Below are 22,352 nucleotides of genomic sequence, written 5' to 3'. Positions count from 1 at the left end.
GTTCCGGACGGCGACGCAATCACGGATCGACGAGGCGATGGACCGGCTGCGACCCCGCGGACGGACCCCTCGGTCGATGTAACGAATGGCACCCTTTGCAGGGGGCGGCGGGCAACGCCTGCGGCCGGCAAGGCAAGGAGAACTCGGCATGGCGACCAAGACGACGGAATCCGAAGCGACCCCGGACGCCCCGCCGGAGACGAGCGATGGCCCGCTTCTGGATCTGTCCGACGCCGCCGTCAAGAAGATGATCAAGACCGCGAAAAAGCGCGGTTACGTCACCTATGACGAGCTGAACGAAGTCCTGCCTTCCAACGAGGTGACCTCCGAGCAGATCGAGGACACGATGGCCATGTTGAGCGACATGGGCATCAACGTGGTGGAGCAGGAAGAGGCCGACAGCGACGATTCCTCCGACGACGAAGAGTCCAGCGACCTGGTCGAGGTCGGCTCCCAGGCGGTCGCCAAGACCACCACGACGCGCGAGCCGGCGGAGCGCACCGACGATCCGGTGCGCATGTACCTGCGCGAGATGGGCTCGGTCGAGCTCCTGTCGCGCGAGGGCGAAATCGCCATCGCCAAGCGCATCGAGGCCGGCCGCGAGGCGATGATCGAGGGCCTCTGCGAGAGCCCGCTCACCTTCCAGGCGATCATCATCTGGCGCGACGAGCTTAACGAAGGAAAGATCCTCCTTCGCGACATCATCGATCTGGAGGCGACCTACGCCGATCCCGAGGGCAAGGGTGCCCCGGAGGCGGGCGCGTCGAATGGCGATGCCGAAGGCAGCGACGGCGACGACAAGACCGAAAGCGGCGACAGCGATAGCGACAACGACGAGGACGGCGACGACGATTTCGAATCCAACGTGTCGCTGTCGGCCATGGAGGCCGAGCTGAAGCCGAAGGTCCTGGAGACCTTCGACGCCATCGCCGACAACTACAAGAAGCTGCGCCGCCTGCAGGACCAGAAGGTCGAGAACCGGCTGCAGCAGAACAAGTCGCTGACGCCCAGCCAGGAAAAGCGATTCAAGAAGTTCCGCGAAGACATCATCGTCGACGTGAAGAGCCTGTCGCTCAACCAGAACCGCATCGATTCCCTGGTCGAGCAGCTCTACGAGATCAACAAGCGGCTGATGGGCCATGAGGGCCGGCTGATGCGTCTCGCCGACAGCTACGGCGTGAAGCGCGAGGACTTCCTCCAGCAGTACCAGGGCTCCGAGCTGGATCCGAACTGGATCCGCCGCGTGGCGAGCCTCGCCAGCAAGGGCTGGCGTCCGTTCGTCCAGGCCGAGAAGGACGGCATCCGCCAGCTGCGCCAGGACATCCACACGCTGGCCACCGAGACCGGGCTGGAGATCACCGAGTTCCGCAAGATCGTCTCGAAGGTCCAGAAGGGCGAGCGCGAGGCCCGCATCGCCAAGAAGGAAATGGTCGAGGCGAACCTGCGCCTGGTGATCTCGATCGCCAAGAAATACACCAACCGCGGCCTGCAGTTCCTGGACCTGATCCAGGAGGGCAACATCGGCCTGATGAAGGCCGTCGACAAGTTCGAGTACCGCCGCGGCTACAAGTTCTCCACCTACGCGACGTGGTGGATCCGGCAGGCGATCACGCGTTCGATCGCCGACCAGGCCCGCACCATCCGCATCCCGGTCCACATGATCGAGACGATCAACAAGATCGTGCGGACCTCGCGCCAGATGCTGCACGAGATCGGCCGCGAGCCGACCCCGGAGGAGTTGGCGGAAAAGCTGCAGATGCCGCTGGAGAAGGTCCGCAAGGTCCTCAAGATCGCCAAGGAGCCGATTTCGCTCGAGACCCCGATCGGCGACGAGGAGGACAGCCACCTCGGCGACTTCATCGAGGACAAGAATGCGGTCCTGCCCATCGATGCGGCGATCCAGTCGAACCTGCGCGAGACCACGACCCGGGTGCTGGCCTCGCTGACGCCGCGCGAGGAGCGCGTGCTGCGCATGCGTTTCGGCATCGGCATGAACACCGACCACACGCTGGAAGAGGTCGGCCAGCAGTTCTCGGTCACCCGCGAACGCATCCGCCAGATCGAGGCGAAGGCGCTGCGCAAGCTGAAGCATCCGTCGCGCTCGCGGAAGCTGCGGTCGTTCCTCGACAGCTAGGTTTGCCCCTCGCGCCGAGGTCGCTCCCCGACCCGGCTCCGGGTGGGTGCCTGACCGGCCGGCGCGCGATCGCGCATTGGCTTTGGAAGGCCCAGGAATAGTGTGAACCATCAGAAGCCCGCTTCCGTACGGAGGCGGGCTTTTGTTTTGCCTGCCGCGGCTCATCTCTTGCCGATGATCCGGCTGATCGCTCGCCCCTTCGGGTTGACTTGGGTCTGGCCGAAAGGGATAGCGGGAGCACCTGCCATCGGAGCGTCGATCGTCTCATGACCCCCATCCCCCGCGTCTATCTCGCCGGACCTGACGTGTTTCTGGCCGATGCGGTCGAGGTGCTTGCCGCCAAGAAGGCGATGTGTGCCGAGGCGGGGCTGGAGGGCGTGTCGCCTCTGGACGCGGAGATTGGGCCACTGATGGACGGGTCGGCGGAGGCGGCACGGGCGATCTTCGCCGCGAACCGCGATGCCATGCTGAGCTGTGGGTTCGCGATCGCCAACCTGACGCCGTTCCGCGGCGTGTCGGTGGATGCCGGCACCGCATTCGAGGTGGGCTTTCTGGCCGCCCAGGGCGCCGTCGTGTTCGGCTACACCAACGAACCGTCCGCCTACCACATGCGGGTGGCCGGCCACGCGCCGTCGAACCCGGCCATCGCCGCCCATGCGAGCGGCGGCTGGAGCGTGGAGAATTTCGGGCTGGTGGAGAACCTGATGCTGCCGTTCGGAATCGCGGAGACCGGCGGCGTGCTGGTCGAGCATGCCGTCGCCGACGCGCACCGGCTGTTTCACGATCTGACGGCGTTCCAGGACTGCGTGCGCCGGATCGCCGGGATCGCTGCCGCCCGAGCCGACAGGGCCTGAAGCGCCCGCTGTTGCCGCGCTGCCTCGGATCGGTGGGTTCGGAGCGATCCCTCTGGATCGGAGCCGGCAAAGAACCATATGCAGGCGAACAGGAGGGCGGGTCGTGGCGCGGCCGCGAGGCTTTCGCCCGACGGCAGCGTCGTTAGGCGGTGCTGGTCGATCCCTCCGCCCGACGATCTTGCATGGCGATGCCGCCCCCTTTTCGACCCCTTGTGCTGATGCGCGGAGGTCTCCGTTCCGGACGACATGATCTGATGAGCGACAATCCCCCCGCACCCGCTTCCCAACGGCCCAAGGCGGAGATGGCGCCGCAGGAGATCGTCAACTGGCTGGTGGCGGATGCGCCGCGGCTGGAGATGGGCGCGTTCGTGGACGGTCTTGGCTGGCGCATGCGCCGGGCCGGCATGCCGCTCGACCGCCTGATGATCTCGCTCCGGATGCTGAGCCCCAACCTGCTGGCGGCCGGGATCACATGGCGCCCCTACGATCCGATCGCCTATTTCTCCTTCGACTATGCCGACCGCGACAAGGGCATCTACGAGCGCAGCCCGTTCAAGGTGGTTCACGAGACCAACGAATGGCTCGAGCTGGACCTCGCCGCCACGCCGGACGACCAGTTTGCCATCATTCCCGATCTGAAGAAGGAAGGGATGTGCCACTATCTGGTGGTGCCGCTGTGGTTCTCCGCCGGACTGCCCAACTCGCTCAGCTTCGCCACCAAGGACCCGGCCGGCTTCAGCAAGGCAGACCGGGAACTCGTCGCCGCGGTGATCCCGGCGCTGGCGAACGTGCTGGAAATCAAGCGGCTGCGGCGCACCCTCGGCGAACTGCTGGCCACCTACGTCGGGCGCGGGCCGACGGCCCAGATCATGGAAGGCGTCGTTCACCGCGGCGAGGTCACCCGCATCGACGCCGCCATGCTGATGGCCGACCTGCGCGGCTTCACCGCGCTTTCGACCCGGCTTCCGGTGGAGGAAACGGCGGAGCTTTTGAACCGCTATTACGATGCGGTGGTGCCGGGGATTTTCGCCGAGGGCGGCGAGGTGCTGAAGTTCATCGGCGACGCGGTCTTGGCGATCTTTCCGGCCGAGCCGGCCGGTGCCCGCGATGCCTGCGCCCGGGCGCTGCGCGCCGCCGAGGCAGCCATGGCGACCCAGATCGCCCCGACGATCGTCGACGGCGTGCCTCTTCCGGTCCGCTTCGGCATCGGACTGCATTTCGGCGAGGCGGTCTACGGCAACGTCGGCTCGGCCAACCGTCTCGATTTCACCGCCGTCGGCCGCGACGTGAACGTGCTGTCGCGCATCTCGCAGCTGTGCAGCGTGCTGGAGCGGCCGCTGCTCATGTCGGAGGAATTCGTCGGTGCGCTCGGCACGCCGAAGCAGGGCTTCGTCTCGCTTGGCGGCCATGCGGCGCGCGGCCTGAGCGACCCGCTCTTCGTGTTCGAGCCGGCGACGGACGACCCGGGTGTTGCGACGACCGCAGAGAAACCGGCCCCCGCCGTTCAGGCCATCGAGCCCATCATCGAGGAGCCGCAGGTGACGGACACGGAAACTGTTTCGGAGCGGGTTTCCGCCGTCGGTATCTGACCCGCACGGATCGCCGCCGTTCCGATCGACGTGACGGGAACGGCGAGGATCAAGGTGCGGGCGGCGCCCGGAGGCGGCTATTTGTCGGCGGGGAGGATCTCGTAGACCACCCGCACGGTCGCCGAAAGCGTCTGCTCTCCGGCCTCGATCGGTGCGGAGTCGGCTTCCATCGCCTTCATGCGCATCATCGTCTGGGGCACCGGATACGCGCCGCCGCTTTCGTCGATCGACCGGATCTGTCCGAGGCGAACGCCGGCGGCCTCGGCATAGAGCTCGGCCTTGTGGCGGGCATCGGCGATCGCCGCGATGCGGGCGGTGTCCTGGAACTTGTCCGCCTCGGAAATCCCGAAGCTGATGCCGCCGATGTCGTTGGCGCCGGCCTTGACGAGCGTGTCGAGTAGGCTTCCCAGCGTGTCGAGCTTGCGCACCCGCACCACCACGGAATTGGTCACGCGGTAGCCGTCAATCCTCGGTGCGGTGTTGGCCTCGCGGGTGTTGACGTAGCGCGGCGAGACCGAGAAGCCCGTGGTCTGGATGTCGCGCGCCTCGATGCCGTCCGCCTTCAGGGCGTCGATGGCGGCAGAGACCTGCTTGGAATTCTGGGCGAGAGCGTCGCTGGCGGTGTCGGCCTCGGAGACGGCGCCGACGGTGATGGTCGCCATGTCCGGGGCGGCATGGGCCTCGCCCTGGCCCGTGACGGTGAGGATGGAGCGGTTGTCGGCAAGGCTCGGCGACGACGCGGTAGCGGCAAGCGCCAGGATCGCGATCGCGGCGGCTAAGGTTTTGCGGCGCATGAAAAGTCCTCCCGATCGGCCCGTGCGGCCTTCCACATTCGTTGTGACCGCATCTCATGGGATTGCGACGCCAATGCGACGTGGTATCAGGCGCCACCCGGCCATCCGAGCGCGGCCGACCGAGCCTCGGGCAGACAGTCGCGAATGTCAGCTGCCATGACCGCCCAGCCCATCGAGTTTTATTTCGATTTCATTTCGCCGTTCGGCTATTTCGCCAGCCTGCGCATCGACGACCTCGCCGCGCGCCACGGGCGGACCGCCGACTGGAGCTCGATGCTCGTGGGTGTCAGCATCCTGAAGGTGATGGGGCTCAAGCCGATCCCGCAGACGCCGTTGAAGGGCGAGTATGCCCGGCGCGACGCCGAGCGCTACTGCCGGCGGCACGGGATTGCGCTGGGCCGGTCGCTGGGCCAGCCGCCGGCCAATCCGCTGCCCGCCGGACGCACCTTCCACTGGCTGAAGACCCACGACCCGGATCGGGCGAAGCCGATCGCCCGGGCGCTGCTCGATGCCTATTGGGTCAAGGACGTCGATATCGGCGCGCTGGAGACGGTGCTCGACATCGCCAGCGACTGCGGTGCCGACCGAGCCCTCCTCGCGGACGCCCACGCGGGCAGGGAGGCTGCGGACCTGCTGCGGGTCGCGGTCGACGCGTCGCTTGCGAAGGGGGTCTTCGGGTCACCCTTCGTGATCGTCGACGGCGAGCCGTTCTTCGGGGTGGAGAAGCTCGAACTGATGGAAGAGTGGCTGGCGACGGGCGGCTGGTAGCTACTCGACGATCAGCTCGGCGGCGTAGGTGAAGCGCGCCATGTGCGCCAGAACCGCTTCCCGGGTCGGCTGATCTGCGTGATCCGCGGAAAGCCGGATCCGTGCCGTACGTCCGGCGCCCGTCTCCACACACTCGACGCCGAGAATTCCATCCGGGGCGATTTCGTTGAGCTGGTCGGCGAACGCGCGCTCGGCGGCAAGCAGGCGGAGCGCTGGCTTGAAGATCTTTCCCGTGGTCGTCAGCGGAAGCGCATCGAGGAGGTGGATGCGCTTGGGGATGGCGGCGCGTTCGGGGATCAAGGCCGCGGTGGCGGCGAGTATGTCGTCGCCGGAGGGCGCGGTGCCGGGCTTCGGCTGGACGAACGCGACCGGCAGTTCGCCAGCGTGGGCGTCGGGCTGGCCGACGGCCGCGCAGAGCTGCACGTCCGGGTGCCGCATGAGAGCTTCCTCGATCCCGGCCGGATCGATGTTGTGGCCGCCGCGAATGATGACGTCCTTCGCCCGACCCGTCACGAAGATCTGGCCATCGTCGGCGATGTGGCCGAGATCGCCGGTCACCACCCACCCGTCACGCTCGAAGGTGCCGGCATCCAAGGCGGGGTCGGTGTAGCCGGGGCTGAGGTTCGGGCCGCGGATGGCGATGCCGCCAGTCTCACCGGGTGGGAGCGGGCGGTCGAGGTCGGGAGCGCCGGACGGCAGGAGGCCGAAGACGGCGATCTCTCCGAACGGCAGCCGCCATCCGGAGGCACCGGGCACCCGCTCGGCCAGGCGCGGGACGATGCTGATGAGGCCCGCCGCCTCGGTCATCCCGTAGATGCTGCGGAGCGGAATCGAGAAGGCCGCCTCGAAGTTGCGGGCGAGTTCGTTCGGCATCGGCGCACCGCCGCCGACCAGCGCCTTGATGCGGCCGGCCGCGGAGGGGGCATCCGTTCCGGCACGCTCGAGCAACGTCGACACGAAGGTCGGTCCGCCGGAGAGCAGGGTGACGTGATGGCGTTCGGCGACCTGCCAGAACTCGTCGACGAACACCTTGCTGCGCATGCCCAGCCGGGAGGGGATGATGGTGTTGGCGCCAGCGGCGAACGCGCTGCCGCCCAGCACGAAGGCGCCGGCCACGTGGAACAGCGGGAAGCCGTTGACCACCACATCGTCGGGTCCGATCCCGTAGAACAGCCCGCCGAACCAGCTGGTGTGGACCTCGTTGCCGTGGGTGTGGCGCACCAGCTTCGGCGACCCGGTGGTGCCGCCGGTGTGGTAGGTGGCGGCGATGTCGTCGCGGCCGATGTCGCGGCTGAACTCGGGCTCGACCGGGGCCGCGTCGATCAGATCGGCCAGCTTCGGCAGCCCGTCGATCCCGGCATCGCCGATGGTGACGACATGGGTGAGTTGGGGCGACAGCGATCTGATCTGGGCGATCTTCGACGCGATCGGCAGGCTGTCGTCGGCGCCGAGCGTCACCAGTACCTTCGCGCCGGCATGGGCCAGGAGGCCGGCGATCTTCTCCGGTGCAAGCATGTAGTTGATGGGGCAGGCCCGCCCGCCCGCCTGCGCCGCGAACAGCGTGACGAAGGTGTCGGGCAGCGTCGGCGCCAGAAACGCCACCGCGTCGTCCGGGCCGACGCCGAGACGGCGAAAGGCATTCGCCGCCCGGGTGACGCGGTCGAAGAAGGCCCGATAGCTGAGGATCTCCGGGGTGTCGCGGACCGAACCGGTGGGCAGGAAGGTGAGCGCGGGCCTGTCGCCAAACAGGATCGCCGAGCGTTCCAGAAGCTGCAGCGTGCTGCGCACGGGTACCACTGCGTCGTAAGGCAGGCCTTCGACGCGGCGGATGTCGTCGAGGCCGTGGATGGTCTCGCGCCATCCCATGAGGTCCGGATCGATCCGGCCGGCCGACGGGGGCTTGGACAGGGTTTGAAGCGACAAGGCGGTCCCCTTCGTGCCGATCGGGACGTTCGCCCGCATTGCCCGCCAGCATATTTCCCGCCGCGCGATTGACTAGCCGACCCCGCTGAACACAGAGTTCCGGAAATGGAACACCAAGCGACACACATTGTCCGGGGCGAGCGCGGCGGCCGGCGGCCGGCGAGCCCCCGCACCGACCTCAACGCCCTGCTCCTGTTCTACGACACGGTGAACGCCGGCAGCATCAACAAGGCCGCGCAGCAGCTCGGCGTACCGAAGTCGACGATCAGCCGGAAGCTGGCCCTCCTGGAAGGGCAGTTCGGCTCGACGCTGCTCAAGCGCGGACCGCGGGCGCTGGGCCTCACCGAAATCGGGGCCGCGCTCTACGAGCGCTGCGAGCGGATCGTGGCGGAGCTGCAGGACGCCGACGTCGAGGCTTCGGAGATGCAAAGCGGCGTCACCGGGCTGCTGCGCGTCAGCATGCCGGTCTTCTTCATGAGCTGGATGGCGGAGGCGATCGCGGATTTCGCCCGCGAGAACCCGTCCCTCCGGCTGGAGATCGAGGCACACAACCGCTGGGTCGACGTGGGCGAGGAGCCGTTCGACGTCGCCGTCCAGTTCGGCACGCCACGGGACACTTCAGTGCCGATGCGGCGCCTCGCCAAGCTGTCGCGCGGCCTCTACGCCAGCCCCGATTACCTGGCCGCGCGGGGCACGCCCACCGTCGCCGCCGACCTCGCGGCCCACGAGCTCATTCCCCATCAGTACCAGCATCGGGACCGGGCGTGGCCGGAGATTCCCGACCGCGACGGGGGCAAGTCCGACGTGCTCGGGCGGGTCATGGTGAACCATGCCGTCCTCGTCCACGAACTTGTCCGGCGCGGGCTGGGGATCGGGCTGATGCTGGACATCATGTGCCGGACGGACATGGAAGAAGGGAGGCTGGTGCGGCTTCCGATCGACTGGGAGGCGGCCCCGCTGCTCGTCTATGCCACCTTCCTTGCGCCCCGCTATGCGCCCCGCAAGACGCGCGCCTTCCTCGACCGCATCGCCACGCACATCCGCGAGCGTGGGTGACGGGGCTCGCTTCGGCCGAGTTGGACGCCACCTCAGCCGATGTGGCATTGCCGCCCCCAGGAGTGATGGCAATTTTGATTGAGAAGGAGGGGCCCCCCGGATCACCGAAGGTGGCCCAAGGTGGCCGGAGAGGTGCCACAAGGTGTTCCATTGAGAGAACACCCTGTTCTCGTTTTGAAAGCTATCCTTCGGCCGATGGGGCGTATTAGGGTCCCTGATGAAGGGGCGCGAAAAGCCCTGTCCGCAATAAAGAACACGAGCGGACCCGGCGGTGGAGCGGCACGTCAAGCCGCCAGCGTGCTCCGGGCCGATCAGGGAGGATCCCATGAAGAAGATGCTTTTCGCGCTTTCCGCGCTGATGTTCGCGCTGCCTCTGCAGTCTGCGTCCGCCCAGATGGTGACCGTCGGCACGGCCACGCCGGGCTCGCTGTTCCATTCGGCCGGGACCGCGGTCGCCAAGGTGATCAACGGCCAGGACGGGCTGCGCGCCACTCTGCAGCCGTTCGCGAGCGCCAACGTCTACATTCCGGCGGTGAGCGAGGGCGACATCGATTTCGGCGTTGCGACCGTGCAGGAAGTCGGTGTCGCGCTGGCCGGCAAGGAGCACTTCGAAGGGCGGCCCCAGGAGGGGCTGCGTGCCGTGGGGATCATGTTCCCGCTGCGCTTCGCGGTGTTCGTCCGTGAGGATTCCGACATCCGCACGATCGCCGACCTGAAGGGCAAGTCGGTGCCCACCGGCTATTCCAGCCAGCAGATCGCGGCCACCATGATGGATGCGATTTATGCCGCCGGCGGCTTGACCGAGGCAGACGTGAAGGGCGTGACGGTCGCCAATACGGTTGCCGGCGCCGACGACTTCGCCACCGGCAAGGTCGATGCCTTCTTCTTTGCGCTCGGTGCGGCGAAGGTCAGCGAGGTCGAGGCCTCGGTCGGCGGAATCCGCGCGCTGCCGTTCGACAAGTCCGACGCGACGCTGGCTGCGGTCCGCCGCTACCTGCCGCAGGCCTACTTCGTGGACGTCGAGCCCGGCAAGGCGCTCGCCGGCGTGAAGGAGCCGACCACCATCCTGGCCTTCGACGCGCTTGCCTTCGCCAGCGCCAAGACCAGCGACGACACCGTCTACAAGGTGACCAAGGCGCTGCATGACGGCAAGGATGCGCTGGTCGCCACCTTCCCGGCGTTCCGCGGCTTCGATCCGGCGATGATGGCGAAGGACATCGCGCCGATCGAGTACCATCCCGGCGCCATCCGCTACTTCAAGGAAGCCGGCGTCGCCTTCCCCGAGGGCGGCAAGGCCAACTGAGCATCAGCACGTCGGCGGATAGAGGCAGGCCATGACGGTTGAGCCACAGCAGGCGGCCGGGGGCGGCGAAAGCGGTGCCCCCGCCGCGGTCGGCGTCGTGAAGGCGGTGCTCGCCTGCGCCATCACGCTGGGTGCGCTGACGTGGGGGGCGGATCTGTTCCGCAGCGTCGGCGTCAACATCCTGACCCAGCAGTTCGCTGCCGGCATGCTGGCGCTTTCCCTCTGCCTCGCCTTCCTGCATTTCTCCGCGCGACGCTACGACCGGCGGACGCGGGTGCCCTGGTTCGACTGGGTGCTGGCGCTGACGGGCCTTGCAGCCGGGCTCTACCTCGCGGTGGCGCTCCCGGACCTGGTGGATCTGGTGCTGATGCGTCCGACCGACGGCGTGATCGCGGGCGGCCTGGTGATCCTGCTGACCATTGAGGCCCTGCGGCGCGCCAGCGGCTGGGCGCTTCCGATCATCATCGTCCTGTTCATCCTCTACGGACTGTTCGGCGACTACGTGCCGGGGATCATGGCTGGCCGCGCTTCCGACGTCGAGCGGCTGTCGGCCTATCTGGCCATCGACTTCAACGGCATGCTCGGGATGCCCATCGTCGTGGCATCCACGGTGGTGGTGTCCTTCCTGCTGTTCGGCGCGCTGCTTGCCGCGACCGGCGGCGCCGCCTTCCTGTCGGACCTTTCGCTGGCGCTGATGGGGCGGTTCCGCGGCGGCCCGGGCAAGATCGCGGTTCTGGCGTCGTGCCTGTTCGGGTCCATCTCGGGCAGCGCGGTCGCCAACGTCGTCGCCTCCGGCGTGATCACCATCCCGATGATGAAGAAGGCCGGCTATTCGCCGGCGCGGGCAGGCGGCATCGAGGCCATCGCCTCCACCGGCGGTCAGCTGATGCCCCCGGTGATGGGCGCCTCGGCGTTCCTCATCGCCGAGTTCCTGCAGATCTCCTTCGCCGATGTCCTGCTCGCGGCGCTGATCCCGGCGGTGCTCTATTATCTCGCCCTCTTTATCCAGGTCGATCTGGAAGCCGGGCGCGCCAACATCGCCGCCCTGCCGGAGGAGATGATCCCCGCGGCGGGCGCGGTGATGCGCAAGGGCTGGCACTTCCTGCTGCCGTTCGTGGTGCTGATGGTCGGCCTGTTCACGTTCAACTGGCAGCCACAGATGGCGGTGGTCGGTGCCATCCTGACCTTGCTGGTGACGGCGGTGCTGTTCGGCTATGGCGGCGAGCGGCCGCGGCTGATGCAGCTCGTTTCCACCATCTATCAGACGGGCCTCGGCGCGCTCGACATCATCCTTATCTGCGCGGGGGCGGGCGTGGTGATCGGCGTGCTGTCGCTGTCCGGGCTCGGCTTCAACCTGACCCTCGCCCTGGTCGCCGTCGGCTCCGGCAGCCTGCTGCTCCTGCTCCTGATCGCGGCGGTGGTCTGCATCGTGCTGGGCATGGGTCTGCCGACGGTGGGGGTCTACGTGCTGCTCGCCGCCCTGGTCGCGCCCGCCATGGTGGAAATGGGCGTGCTTCCCATCACCGCGCATCTCTACGTCATGTACTTCGGGCTGCTGTCCTTTGTGACGCCGCCCGTGGCCGTCGCGGCCTTCGCGGCCGCCGCCATCGCCAAGGCCGACCCTGTCGCCACCGCCTTCCAGGCGATGCGGCTCGGCTGGACCGCCTATCTGGTGCCGCTCCTGTTCGTCGCCTCGCCGGCGCTTGCCATGCAGGGCAGTGCCCCCGAAGTAACCCTGGCCGTGGTCACGGCGGTGGCGGGCGTCTTCTTCGGCTCCGTGGGAATGGTCGGCTTCCTGGTGCGGCCGATCCGGATCCCGGGCCGGCTCCTGTTCTTCGGGGCGGGCGTCCTCGCGCTGGTGCCGAGCGGGGCGTTCGACCACGCCGTCTACACCGACGTTATCGGTCTCGCCCTCGGCGCCGGTCTGGTGGCGCTGGAGCTCTGGCGGCGAGCGCCGGTGACGCAGGGCGTCTCGTCGGCGCGGAGCTGATACCGTCCTCGAGCCGGACGGTGCGGACGCGACCGGGTCCATGGCCGGCGCTGGACAGGCCGCCATGCCTGCCGATATAGACGGCTTGGTCGAGACGTCTTGGGCAGGATGCGGACACCCGGTCGACGGCCGGACCCGCCGAGCCGCCCGAAGGGCCCGTAGCTCAATGGTTAGAGCCGACCGCTCATAACGGTCTGGTTGCAGGTTCGAGTCCTGCCGGGCCTACCAACCGTTCAATCGATGACCTCCTGGATCAGCACTCGCAGGCTTGCGAAAGCCTGACGGGCCAGCACTTTCCGTGTGCTTTGGCCGGTGGCGCTCACCGGACAACGGGCGCTGGAACGGCTTGCTCTTGGGTGATCCTCCGGACATGCCCGTCATTTATAGCTCCCGGTTCCCGGCATCGCGGCTTACCGACGTTCCCCGACAACCTCGCAACGTGACTATTGACAGCTTCATATAGCTTTGTAAGTTAGCTATATGACAAATCGAGCTCACGCTGATCCCGACCTTGAGCAGGCTTCCGTGTCCGTTTCGCAGCGGCCGGCAAAGCGGCTGCCGACGGCTGGCCGACCGGCTCTTCTGCGCGATGGGCAGGACGCGGCGTTCCGTACCTTCGTCCACGGTCTCCTCGCCTTCACGGCTCGGCTGGAGGCGACGCGGAGCGGGCTGGCGGAGCTCGTGGGCCTGTCCGGGCCGCAGTACACGATCCTCATTTCGGTCTCCCATCTGGAGGAGGCCGGCGATGTCAGCGTCTCCACGGTGGCCGAGCACCTCCACTACAGCGGCGCCTTCGTGACGCTCGAGGTGGGGCGGCTGGTGAAGAAGGGGTTGCTCTCAAAACGCCCCAGCACACGTGACCGTCGCCGGGTGCGGCTCGCCGTCACCGACGCCGGCCGGGACCTCCTGGCGGAGCTCGCGGCGACACAGGCGCGGGTGAACGACACGCTGTTTTCGGCGCTCGAGGCGTCCGATCTGGACCGGATTCTCGACCTGCTGCCCGGGCTCATCGAAGGGGGCGACGCGGCGACGGCCCTGCTGAGCTACGAAATTGTCACGTCCGCCCGGGGGACAGAGACATGACCGCCGCCTCCGCGAACCCCGGCGCGCAAATGGACCCGCGCGCCTTCCGCAACGCTCTTGGCGCCTTCGCCACCGGCGTCTGCGTGGTCACCGCCGTGACCGGTGACGGCGAACGCCTCGGCATGACGGTCAACTCGTTCAGCTCGGTCTCGCTGGACCCGCCGCTGATCCTCTTTTCGGTGGCCAATGCGGCAAAGGGGATCGAGGCCTGGCGCGGCGTCGAGCACTACGCGGTGAACATGCTGGCCTGGAACCAGCAGGACGTCTCCAACCGCTTCGCGCGGGCGATGACCGACAAGTGGAGTGGCCTTGAGATCGACACGGGCGAGCATGGCCAGCCGCTGATCCGCAACGCGCTCGCCCGCTTCGAGTGCCGCGGCGAACACCAGTACCCCGGCGGCGACCACCTGATCCTCGTCGGCCGGGTCCTGAATTTCGAGGTGCTCCGGCCCGATGCCGAGCCGCTCGTCTTCCATCGCGGCCGCTACCGCGAACTCACCCACGAACACGACATCACGGTCCCCGCCGATGCCATGTGGCTTCTCGGCTGGTGATCCTCTTGCTCTTGCGCCTCAGGACCACGGAGTCTTCGACATGATCAAAACCGGCGAACAGCACCTTCAGAGCCTTCGGGACGGCCGGACCGTCTATTACGACGGCCATCTCGTCAGCGAGCCCGTCGACGATCCGGCGTTCCGCAACGCGGTGCGCTCTTACGCCTCGCTCTACGACTATCAGGCCGCCAACCCGGACCTGATGACCTACACGACCGACACCGGCCGTCAGGTCAACCGCATGTGGTCGCTGCCGTCGAACTACGACGATCTGGTCGAGCGCCGGCGCGCGCTGGAGGCCTGGTCGGAGCAGCATTTCGGCTTCCTCGGCCGCTCGCCCGACCATGTCGCCTCCTGCATTTCCGGCATGTACATGGGCCTGCCGGTCTTCGAGGCCTACGATCCGAACCGGGCGAAGGCGCTGGCGGACTATTACCACTACGCCCGCGACAACGACCTGTTCCTCACCTACGTGATCATCAATCCGCAGGCCGACCGCTCGAAGGCGGCCCACGAGCAGGCCGATCCGTACCTGACCACGGGCGTCGTGGACGAGGATTCCGAAGGCATCACCGTGCGCGGCGCCAAGATGCTGGCGACCTCCGGCATCATGGCCAACGAGGTGTTCGTCACCTGCATCCAACCGCTGCGCGACGGCGACGAGATCTATGCGCTGTCGTTTGTCATCCCGATGAATTCGAAGGGGCTCAGGATCGTCTCGCGCAAGTCCTACGAGGCGGCGGCGGGATCGATGTTCGACAGCCCGCTTGCGAGCCGGTTCGACGAGAACGATGCCGTTCTCTACTTCGAGGACGTGAAGGTGCCGTGGGACCGCGTGTTCGTGAACAAGAACGTGCAGATGGTCGCCAAGCAGTTCCACGCGACGCCGGCGCACGTCTACCAGAACTATCAGTGCCAGATCCGCCTGATGGTGAAGATGAAATTCCTCGCCGGCCTCGCCCGCGGCATCACCGACACCAACGGCACCGCGGCCTTCCCGCAGGTGCGCGAAATGCTCGGCCAGATCGCGGCGGAAGCCCAGATGGTCGATGCGCTCGTTCACTCCATGGAGGTGAAGGGCCGCCAGGAAGGGGCATACTTCGTGCCCGACCGGCACACCCTGTACGCCTCGCAGGTGCTGACCCAGCAGCTCTATGGCAAGGTGGTCACCACGCTTCGCGATCTTGCCGGCGGTGGCGTCATCATGCTGCCGTCCAGCATCGAGGATTTCGCCGATCCCTACATCGCGTCGATCATCGACAAGACCCAGCAGTCCCCCGTGCGCTCCTCGCGCGAGCGGGTGAAGTTCTTCAAGCTGGTCTGGGACGCCATCGGCTCGGAGTTCGGATCGCGCCACACCCAGTACGAAATGTTCTATGCAGGGGCGACCTTCGTGACCAAGGGCCACTCGTTCCGCACCTACGACTGGGAAGGGTCGGGCAAGCTCGTGGACACCTGCCTCTCCAGCTACTCGCTGGAGGATGAACTGCAGCAGATCCGCACCGCGGCTGAATAGATGCAGGCTGCTGCCCGCGATCCCGACGCGCGGGACCCGGGCGGCAACCGACATCATCGAGACCACCACATCGCACGACCATCACGGAACGGGAGCGCACGCATGGCCATCGATAAGGCCCATCTGGAATTCCACCCCATCGACATGTCGGAAGGCTTCGCGAGCCCTCCCGGCTATCCGGCCGGCATCCAGCAGAAGATCCTCGCCGGGCATCTGGACGAGGAGAAGAAGGTCGGCAACCGGACGCGTCTCCTGCGCTTCGAGCCGGGCGTCTACACGACGAAGCCGTTCGTCCATGACTATTACGAAGAGGTCTATCTCGTGTCGGGCGACCTGACGGTCGGCAACGACGAGAACGGCGAGGGCGGCGAATCCTTCCAGCCGAACACCTACGCGTGCCGTCCTCCGGGAGCCGTTCATGGCCCCTTCAAGTCGGAGAAGGGCTGCCTGCTGCTCGAGATCCACTATTACCCCGAGAGCTGACCAGCGCCCATGACAGGTCCTTCGACTGTGCTTGCGACGGGCGAACGCCTCGATCGCGGTGAAACGTCGGCCGTCGCGGAAGCGGAGCGCTGCCTGACGGCGGCGCTCGATCCCGCGGGTGAGGGCGCCCGCGCGTTCACGCTGATCGATGCGGACCGTACCCGGGCGGAGGCGCAGGCGAGCGATCTCCTGCGCGCCCAGGGCGTCGTGCCGTCGCCGCTTGCGGGCGTTCCAATTTCGGTCAAGGACCTGTTCGACATTGTCGGACAGGTCACCCGGGCGGGCTCGACGGCGCTCTCGGATGCACCGCCGGCTGCGGCCGATGCAACGGCGATCGCCCGGCTGCGGGCCGCTGGTGCGGTCATCGTCGGTCGCACCAACATGACGGAGTTTGCCTTCTCAGGTGTCGGCATCAATCCGCACCTCGGAACGCCCGCCTCCCCCTGGCGTCGCGACGAGCGGCGCATTCCGGGAGGGTCGACCTCCGGCGGCGCTGTCTCCGTTGCCGACGGGATGGCGCTTGCCGCCATCGGCACCGACACCGGCGGCTCCTGCCGCATTCCGGCTGTCTGCTGCGGCCTCGTCGGATTCAAGCCGACGGCGCGGCGGGTTCCGCAGACCGGATGTTTCCCGCTGGCGCCCTCACTCGATTCCATCGGCTCGCTCGCCCGCTCCGTCACGTGCGTTGCGGTCGTCGACGCGGTGATGGCCGGCGAGGCGCCGGAAGCACCGGAGGCCATGGACCTTTCCGCGCTGCGCATCGCGGTGCCGACGAACTACGTGCACGAGCGCATGGACGAGACGGTGGCTGCTGCCTTCCAGGCGGCGTTGTCCCGGCTGTCCGCGGCCGGCGCACGCATTGTCGAGATGGTGCTTCCGGTGCTCGATCGCCTGCCCGAGCTCGCGGCGGGGGGCGGCATCGCGGCTGCCGAGGCCCATCACGGCCACCGCGACCTGATTGCGTCGCGGGGCGACGCTTACGATCCGCGCGTTCTGACCCGCATCATGGGTGGACGGCAGCTGTCGTCCGACGCCTACCTCACGATGATGGATCTGCGGCGCGCCTTCATCTCCGAGGCGGATGACGCCCTTGCGGACTTCGACGCGCTCGCGATGCCGACCATTCCGATCGTGCCGCCGAAGATCTCCGACTTTGACGACGACGACACCTTCGGCGACCTGAACCGGCTGCTGTTGCGCAACCCGAGCACCGTGAACCTGCTGGACCGCTGCGCCGTCAGCCTGCCGGTGACCGGTGCCGGGGATGCTCCGGTGGGCATCAGTTTCGTCGGGCCGGCCATGGGTGACAGACGACTGCTGGCGATCGCTCGGGCGGCGGAACTGGTCCTCCGCTGACCTCGATCCAGGTCTGGACATGAAAAGAGCGCCGGGTGGAGAGACCGCCCGGCGCTTTTCCTGTGTCTGGAAGGGCGCCAGGCGCCGACGGACCCGGCCTGGCGTCAGTGAGCCGTCGCCGTCAGCGTCGTCTCGCTCACCTCGCCGCGTTCGATCTTCAGCGCCGTGTCGGTGACCTCGCCGAGAAGCTGCGGGCTCGATTCGGTGACCAGAACGGCGAGATCCGGGCGCTGTTCGCGCACCTTCTTCAGCGTGCGCGCATAATTGAGCGCGAGCGCCGGGGCGAGGCCCTGGAACGGCTCGTCGAGCAGCAGCACGTCGGTGGCGACCATGAGCGCGCGGCCGAGCGCGACCATTTTCCCCTGTCCGCCGGACAGCGTGCCGCCGGAGCGGTTGCGCAGCTCGGAGAGTTCCGGCATCAGCGCGAACGCGGCGTCCAGCCGTTCGCGCTTGAGGGCGTCGGAGAAGCGCAGCGCAATGGCGGGGAGCAGCAGGTTCTCCTGAACCGAAAGGCTCGGGATCATGCGACGGTCCTCCGGCGCGTAACCGATGCCGAGCGACGGCCGCATGTAGGTTGGCACGTCCGCCAGATCCCGGGACCCCACCAGGATGCGGCCTTCCGTCAGGGGCAGGAGGCCCATGATCGCCCGCAACGTGGTCGTCTTGCCGGCGCCGTTGCGGCCGATCAGGACGGTCGTCTCGCCCTTGCGCAGGGCGAAGGAGACGCCGCGCAGGACCGTGTTGCCCGCGACCGCGACGCGAATGGTGTCCACCGTCAGCATCAGATCACTCCCACGACGTCGCGCAGTACAGCCGGATCGGTCAGGACCTGTTCCGGCGGGCCGCTGGCGGCGACCTTGCCCTGGCTCCACACGGCGACCCGGTCGGCGTAGCGGCGCACGAGGTCCATGTCGTGCTCGACGAACACGGTGGTGACCTGCTGCTTGCGAAGGACTTCGGTGAGGCGGTCCATCAGGGGAAATTTCTCGTCACCGCTGACGCCCGCGGTCGGCTCGTCGAGCAGCAGCAGGCGCGGTTTCAGGGCCAGCGCGATGGCAATGTCAGTCAGCTTCCGCTGGCCTTCCGGCAGCGTGGCCGCGTTGGAGCCCGCAATGTCCGCGAGCCCCACCATTTCCAGAAGGCGCAGGGCCTCTTCCCGGTAGGCCGGGCGATCGAGCGGGCGCCACGCATCCCAGAAGCCCCGATTGGCCGCGACCGCGAGGGTCAGGTTCTCGATGACGGAATGCTCGCCGAACAGCTGCGGGATCTGGAAGGCGCGGGCGATGCCGAGCTTCGTGATGTCGCGCGGCTTGCGGCTGGTGATGTCGCGGCCGTCGAGGCGGATCGTTCCCGAGCGGGGCTTCACGTAGCCCGTGCAGAGATTGATCAGCGTCGTCTTGCCGGACCCGTTCGGGCCGATGATGGCAAGGAACTCGCCCGGCATGACGTCGATGCTTGCGCCCGCCGCGGCCCGCACGCCGCCGAACGCGACCTCGACATTGGAGACGGAAAGAAGCGGCTCGGTCATTTCACGCTCCTGCGGGCGGCAAGCCGGTCGAGAAGGCCGTAGAGCCCGACGGGAAGGAAGAAGATGACGATCAGCAGCCCGCCGCCGACGATCAGGTTCCAGGTGTCGGCCACGTAGATGACGGCGAAGGAACGGACCATCTCCAGGAAGAACGAGCCGATGAAGGGGCCAACGACCCCGCCGATCCCGCCCAGCACCGCGACCAGCACGAGCTGGCCCGAGGTCGTCCAGTAGGCGAGTTCGGGGACGACATGGCCGACCAGAAGCGCGTGCATGCCGCCGCCCAACCCGGCGAGCGCCGCGGAGAGCGTATAGGCGGAGAGAAGCACCCGAGGCACCGAAACGCCGAGATATTCCAGACGGATCTCGTTGGTCTCAACCGCGGAGAGGGCCTCGCCCATCGGGCTCTTGAGGTAGCGGTGGACGAGGAGGCACACGACCACCACCAGCGCCAGACCTCCGTAGAGCAGCAGCGGCTCCAGCGTCGAGCGCTCCAGCTGGGCACCGAACAGGGTGGGCGTGTCGACGCGCATGCCGTCGGTGCCGCCGGTCAGGTTGTAGAGCTTCGACAGCAGCGTGAAGAAGACCATCGAGACGGCCAGGTTCAGCATGGCGAAGAAGATGCCGCGATAGCGAACCATGAAGAGGCCGATGAGCGCTCCGGCGAGGCCGCAGACCAGGATGGTGGCGATGAGCTGAAGCGCCAGATCGGTGACCGCGCTGCCCGAGAGGGTGGCCACCACATAGGCGCCGAGGGCGTAGAAGGCGGCGTGGCCGATGGAGATCAGCCCGGCGCGCAGCAGGATGGCGACGCCGAGAGCCGCGAGGCCCTTGGCCAGCACCACCGTGAACACGAAGCCGAGCCAGGGGAACAGCAGGGGGACGATGGCGAATATGGCCGCCAGCGCGATGTGGATCGCGATCCGCATGATGGTCAGATCCTTCTCGCCTGGGCCGCGCCGAACAGTCCGTAGGGCCGGACGAGCAACACGGCGAGCATCACGAGGTAGGGCACCACGGGCTCGAGGGCGGGGGCGAAATAGATGGCGAGGACACGGGTCAGGCCGACGATGACGGCCGCGATGGCGGCGCCCTCGATCTGGCCGAGCCCTCCGATGGCGGCGACTGCAAAGCCCAGCACGATCGCGTCGGCGCCGAGGCCGGGGGCGACGCCGGAGGTCGGGGTGGCCAGCGCGCCGCCGAGGGCCGCCAGGAACACCCCGATGGTGAAGGCCGCGGAATAGACGCGGCGCGCGTTGATGCCGAGCGTCTGGGAGATCTCGGGGTCCGCGACGACGGCGACGATCAGCTTGCCGAGGCGGGTGTGGCTGAGCATGAGGCGCAGGCCGACGATGGTCAGCACGGCGAGCGCGATCATGAGCAGCTGGTAGTTCAGGTAGATGATGCCACCGATCTCGGAGACGCCGAGCACCTGCATGGCGGCGTCCTGATAGAAGGACTGCACGCCGAAGACGAGCTTCTGCAGGTCCTCGAACACCAGGAACAGCGCGAAGGTCACCAGGATCTGCACCGCCTCGGGCTTCCCGTAGGTCCAGCGGATGAACGTCGCTTCGATGAACGGCCCAAGGAGAGCGGCCACCAGGACGGCGCTGAAGAGCAGGATCGGGAACGACAGCCACGGGCTCAGTCCGGCGCTGGCCGCGACGCCGCCGATGGAGACCGCGATGTAGGCGCCGATCGAATAGAAGCTGCCGTGGGCGACGTTGAGGACGCGCAGCACGCTGAAGACCAGCGTCAGTCCGACGGCGATAAAGAAAATGGTGGCCGAAGCCGCCAGGCCGTCCACCAGCATGGGAATGATGACGTCCATGACCCGTCCGGTTCTTCTCGTTGCGCTGGCATCAATCCGGACGGGGCGACCGTGTCGTCCCCGTCCGGTGCTTGGGTGTGACCAAAGGGCCGGTGGGCCGGCCTACTTGTAGGAACCGGCCTTCGGCAGGGACGCCGCGAAGTCCGGCGTCAGCGTGCCGATCCACTCCATCGGGTCTTCGCCGACCGGCGGCGTGATCTTTGCGGCCGGATACCGGGCCATGTCGGCGATGACGGGGAAGTCGTAGTCATCGGTCTTCTTGGTGACGCCGACGATCTGGTCGACCAGTCCGTCATGGTCCTCGCGCACCGTCACCGTGCCGGTGAGGTTGGTCACCTCGAGGCCTTCGAGGGCGTCGCGCAGGTCGTCGCGCGTCGGCCAGCCGTCGCTCGCCGCGATCGCCTTCTCGTAGGCGGCCTTCACCGCGAGGATGGTGTTGGCCATCTTCATGGACGGGAAGACCGGATACTCACCGAACTTCTCCTTGTAGTCGGCGACGAACTTCTTCGTCTCCTCGTTGGCCTGGGCGTCCGGCGACATCCACCAGCCGTCACCCAGCACGCCGACGATCACGCCGTCCGGCAGCTCGGTGCGCTGCAGGGCCGACTCACCCAGCGCCAGCACGACCTTGGAGGTCTTGAACAGGCCGCGGGCGCTTGCCTGCCGGATGAAGTTCTCCAGATCGGCGCCCCAGAGGTTGGAGAAGATCACGTCAGGCCGCGCCGCTGCGATGCGCGAGATCTCGGTGTTGAAGCTCGGCGAGCCGAGTTTCGGGAACAGCTCGGCGACGATCTCGGTCTTCGGGTTGAAGGCCTTCATGGCACCGGTGAAGATCTGCGCGGCATCGTGCCCGAACGCGTAGTCGGGGTTGATGATGGCAATCCGGGTGGCCTCCGGATCGCTCTCGGCGAGATAGGCGGCATAGGCCACGAATTCCGGGATGGTCGAGGAGTTCGGCCGGAAGACGTAGTCGTGCTTCTCTTTCAGGAAAAGCTGATGGGTGTCGCAGTTCCAGGTGACCATCGGCATCTTGAGCTGGTCGGCCACCGGGGCGAGCGCCATGCAGTTGCCGCTCGAAAGCGCGGCCACCATGACGTCCATCTTCGTGTCTTCCGCGAGACGGCGGAACTCCGACACCACGCCTTCACCACCCTGGGCTTCGTCGACGTAGGTCGGCGCGATCGGCACGCCACCGATGCCGCCGGCGGCGTTGATCTGGTCGATCATCAGCTCGGCGGCATTGCGCCCGGGCATGCCGTAGGCGGCCGCCGGACCGGACGTGAAGGTGAAAACGCCCATGCCGATCTCGGCGGGCTTGTCCTGCGCCAAGGCCGGCACGGCGCCGATGATCAGGGCTGCGCCCAATGTCGCGGCAAGTTTCCGCATCTTCGTTCTCCCTCGTGATTCGCGGCCGACACACGCTCCGTGCTCGACCAGACTGTCTGCGCGCGAGGAGGCTGTTGAAGGCATGGAACCGCGCCCTCGCGCCGGAACACGATTCCATCTAAAAAGAACTTGTGAAATTTCACAAGGGTATTAGTTCATCTTAGTGATGGAATTGCGGGCAGGCACGCTTCTGCGCCAATCGGC

At 67.3% G+C, this 22,352-nt stretch carries 19 protein-coding genes and 1 tRNA gene; 13 read left to right on the top strand and 7 right to left on the bottom strand.

The genetic code is table 11. The features are described 5' to 3' along the window. The first annotated feature begins 148 nt into the window (after positions 1 to 148). The 3 genes from rpoD (at position 149) to AB7M35_RS11750 (ending at position 4,577) form a co-directional block, all read left to right on the top strand. Positions 149 to 2,134, top strand: a complete 1,986-nt coding sequence (rpoD, locus tag AB7M35_RS11760) for an RNA polymerase sigma factor RpoD (RefSeq protein WP_453959978.1) — start codon at positions 149 to 151, stop codon at positions 2,132 to 2,134. A 266-nt stretch (positions 2,135 to 2,400) separates the two neighbouring features. Next, positions 2,401 to 2,988 carry a nucleoside 2-deoxyribosyltransferase gene (locus AB7M35_RS11755; RefSeq protein ID WP_453959976.1) on the top strand — a complete coding sequence of 196 codons (588 nt, stop codon included), beginning with the start codon at positions 2,401 to 2,403 and terminating at the stop codon, positions 2,986 to 2,988. Between the two features lie 254 nt (positions 2,989 to 3,242). Beyond that, positions 3,243 to 4,577 (top strand): adenylate/guanylate cyclase domain-containing protein, encoded by a 1,335-nt coding sequence (locus AB7M35_RS11750; RefSeq protein WP_453959974.1) that lies wholly within the window; start codon positions 3,243 to 3,245, stop codon positions 4,575 to 4,577. A 77-nt stretch (positions 4,578 to 4,654) separates the two neighbouring features. On the opposite strand, the gene AB7M35_RS11745 is transcribed toward AB7M35_RS11750, so the two are convergent. Further along, a complete protein-coding gene (locus AB7M35_RS11745; protein ID WP_453959972.1) occupies positions 4,655 to 5,371 on the bottom strand; it encodes an SIMPL domain-containing protein in 717 nt (238 codons plus the stop codon). 156 nt (positions 5,372 to 5,527) lie between these two features. On the opposite strand from AB7M35_RS11745, the gene AB7M35_RS11740 reads away from it, so the two are divergent. Beyond that, positions 5,528 to 6,139, top strand: coding sequence for a DsbA family protein (locus AB7M35_RS11740; RefSeq protein ID WP_453959970.1), 612 nt, complete (start codon positions 5,528 to 5,530; stop codon positions 6,137 to 6,139). On the opposite strand, the gene AB7M35_RS11735 is transcribed toward AB7M35_RS11740, so the two are convergent. Continuing rightward, positions 6,140 to 8,062, bottom strand: a complete 1,923-nt coding sequence (locus AB7M35_RS11735) for an AMP-binding protein (protein ID WP_453959967.1) — start codon at positions 8,060 to 8,062, stop codon at positions 6,140 to 6,142. Between the two features lie 105 nt (positions 8,063 to 8,167). Here AB7M35_RS11735 and AB7M35_RS11730 point away from each other — a divergent pair, with 105 nt between their 5' ends. From AB7M35_RS11730 to AB7M35_RS11690, 9 genes are all read left to right on the top strand, one after another. Continuing rightward, entirely contained in the window at positions 8,168 to 9,118 is a 951-nt protein-coding gene (locus AB7M35_RS11730) for a LysR family transcriptional regulator (protein WP_453959965.1), read from the top strand. 325 nt (positions 9,119 to 9,443) lie between these two features. Then, positions 9,444 to 10,421, top strand: coding sequence for a TAXI family TRAP transporter solute-binding subunit (locus AB7M35_RS11725; protein WP_453959962.1), 978 nt, complete (start codon positions 9,444 to 9,446; stop codon positions 10,419 to 10,421). A 31-nt stretch (positions 10,422 to 10,452) separates the two neighbouring features. Further along, a complete protein-coding gene (locus AB7M35_RS11720) occupies positions 10,453 to 12,411 on the top strand; it encodes a TRAP transporter permease (protein WP_453959960.1) in 1,959 nt (652 codons plus the stop codon). 152 nt (positions 12,412 to 12,563) lie between these two features. Beyond that, positions 12,564 to 12,639 (top strand) — tRNA-Ile (locus tag AB7M35_RS11715). Positions 12,640 to 12,936: 297 nt separating this feature from the next. Further along, a complete protein-coding gene (locus AB7M35_RS11710) occupies positions 12,937 to 13,494 on the top strand; it encodes a MarR family winged helix-turn-helix transcriptional regulator (protein ID WP_453959959.1) in 558 nt (185 codons plus the stop codon). Beyond that, the gene (locus AB7M35_RS11705; RefSeq protein WP_453959958.1) at positions 13,491 to 14,048 is read left to right on the top strand and encodes a flavin reductase family protein; all 558 of its coding nucleotides are present in this window, start codon (positions 13,491 to 13,493) and stop codon (positions 14,046 to 14,048) included. The genes AB7M35_RS11710 and AB7M35_RS11705 overlap by 4 nt, the downstream gene beginning before the upstream one ends. 40 nt (positions 14,049 to 14,088) lie before the next feature. Continuing rightward, positions 14,089 to 15,564, top strand: a complete 1,476-nt coding sequence (locus tag AB7M35_RS11700; protein ID WP_453959955.1) for a 4-hydroxyphenylacetate 3-hydroxylase family protein — start codon at positions 14,089 to 14,091, stop codon at positions 15,562 to 15,564. 102 nt (positions 15,565 to 15,666) lie between these two features. After that, complete coding sequence (locus AB7M35_RS11695) at positions 15,667 to 16,047, top strand: cupin domain-containing protein (protein WP_453959954.1); 381 nt, start codon at positions 15,667 to 15,669, stop codon at positions 16,045 to 16,047. A gap of 9 nt (positions 16,048 to 16,056) precedes the next feature. Beyond that, the gene (locus tag AB7M35_RS11690) at positions 16,057 to 17,403 is read left to right on the top strand and encodes an amidase (protein ID WP_453959951.1); all 1,347 of its coding nucleotides are present in this window, start codon (positions 16,057 to 16,059) and stop codon (positions 17,401 to 17,403) included. 104 nt (positions 17,404 to 17,507) lie between these two features. On the opposite strand, the gene AB7M35_RS11685 is transcribed toward AB7M35_RS11690, so the two are convergent. The 5 genes from AB7M35_RS11685 to AB7M35_RS11665 all read right to left on the bottom strand — a co-directional run bounded on the left by AB7M35_RS11685 (position 17,508) and on the right by AB7M35_RS11665 (position 22,148). Continuing rightward, a complete protein-coding gene (locus AB7M35_RS11685) occupies positions 17,508 to 18,185 on the bottom strand; it encodes an ABC transporter ATP-binding protein (protein WP_453959950.1) in 678 nt (225 codons plus the stop codon). Then, positions 18,185 to 18,931: an ABC transporter ATP-binding protein gene (locus tag AB7M35_RS11680; RefSeq protein WP_453959948.1), complete on the bottom strand. Its 747-nt coding sequence runs from the start codon at positions 18,929 to 18,931 to the stop codon at positions 18,185 to 18,187. Before AB7M35_RS11680 ends, AB7M35_RS11685 begins: the two co-directional genes overlap by 1 nt. Then, positions 18,928 to 19,860: a branched-chain amino acid ABC transporter permease gene (locus AB7M35_RS11675; protein ID WP_453959945.1), complete on the bottom strand. Its 933-nt coding sequence runs from the start codon at positions 19,858 to 19,860 to the stop codon at positions 18,928 to 18,930. The genes AB7M35_RS11680 and AB7M35_RS11675 overlap by 4 nt, the downstream gene beginning before the upstream one ends. A gap of 5 nt (positions 19,861 to 19,865) precedes the next feature. Beyond that, positions 19,866 to 20,762 carry a branched-chain amino acid ABC transporter permease gene (locus AB7M35_RS11670; RefSeq protein ID WP_453959943.1) on the bottom strand — a complete coding sequence of 299 codons (897 nt, stop codon included), beginning with the start codon at positions 20,760 to 20,762 and terminating at the stop codon, positions 19,866 to 19,868. Between the two features lie 102 nt (positions 20,763 to 20,864). Beyond that, entirely contained in the window at positions 20,865 to 22,148 is a 1,284-nt protein-coding gene (locus AB7M35_RS11665; protein WP_453959941.1) for an ABC transporter substrate-binding protein, read from the bottom strand. Positions 22,149 to 22,352: the final 204 nt, after the last annotated feature.

This window comes from Amorphus suaedae (assembly GCF_053629675.1).
This window is presented reverse-complemented; position numbering and strand designations above follow the sequence as displayed.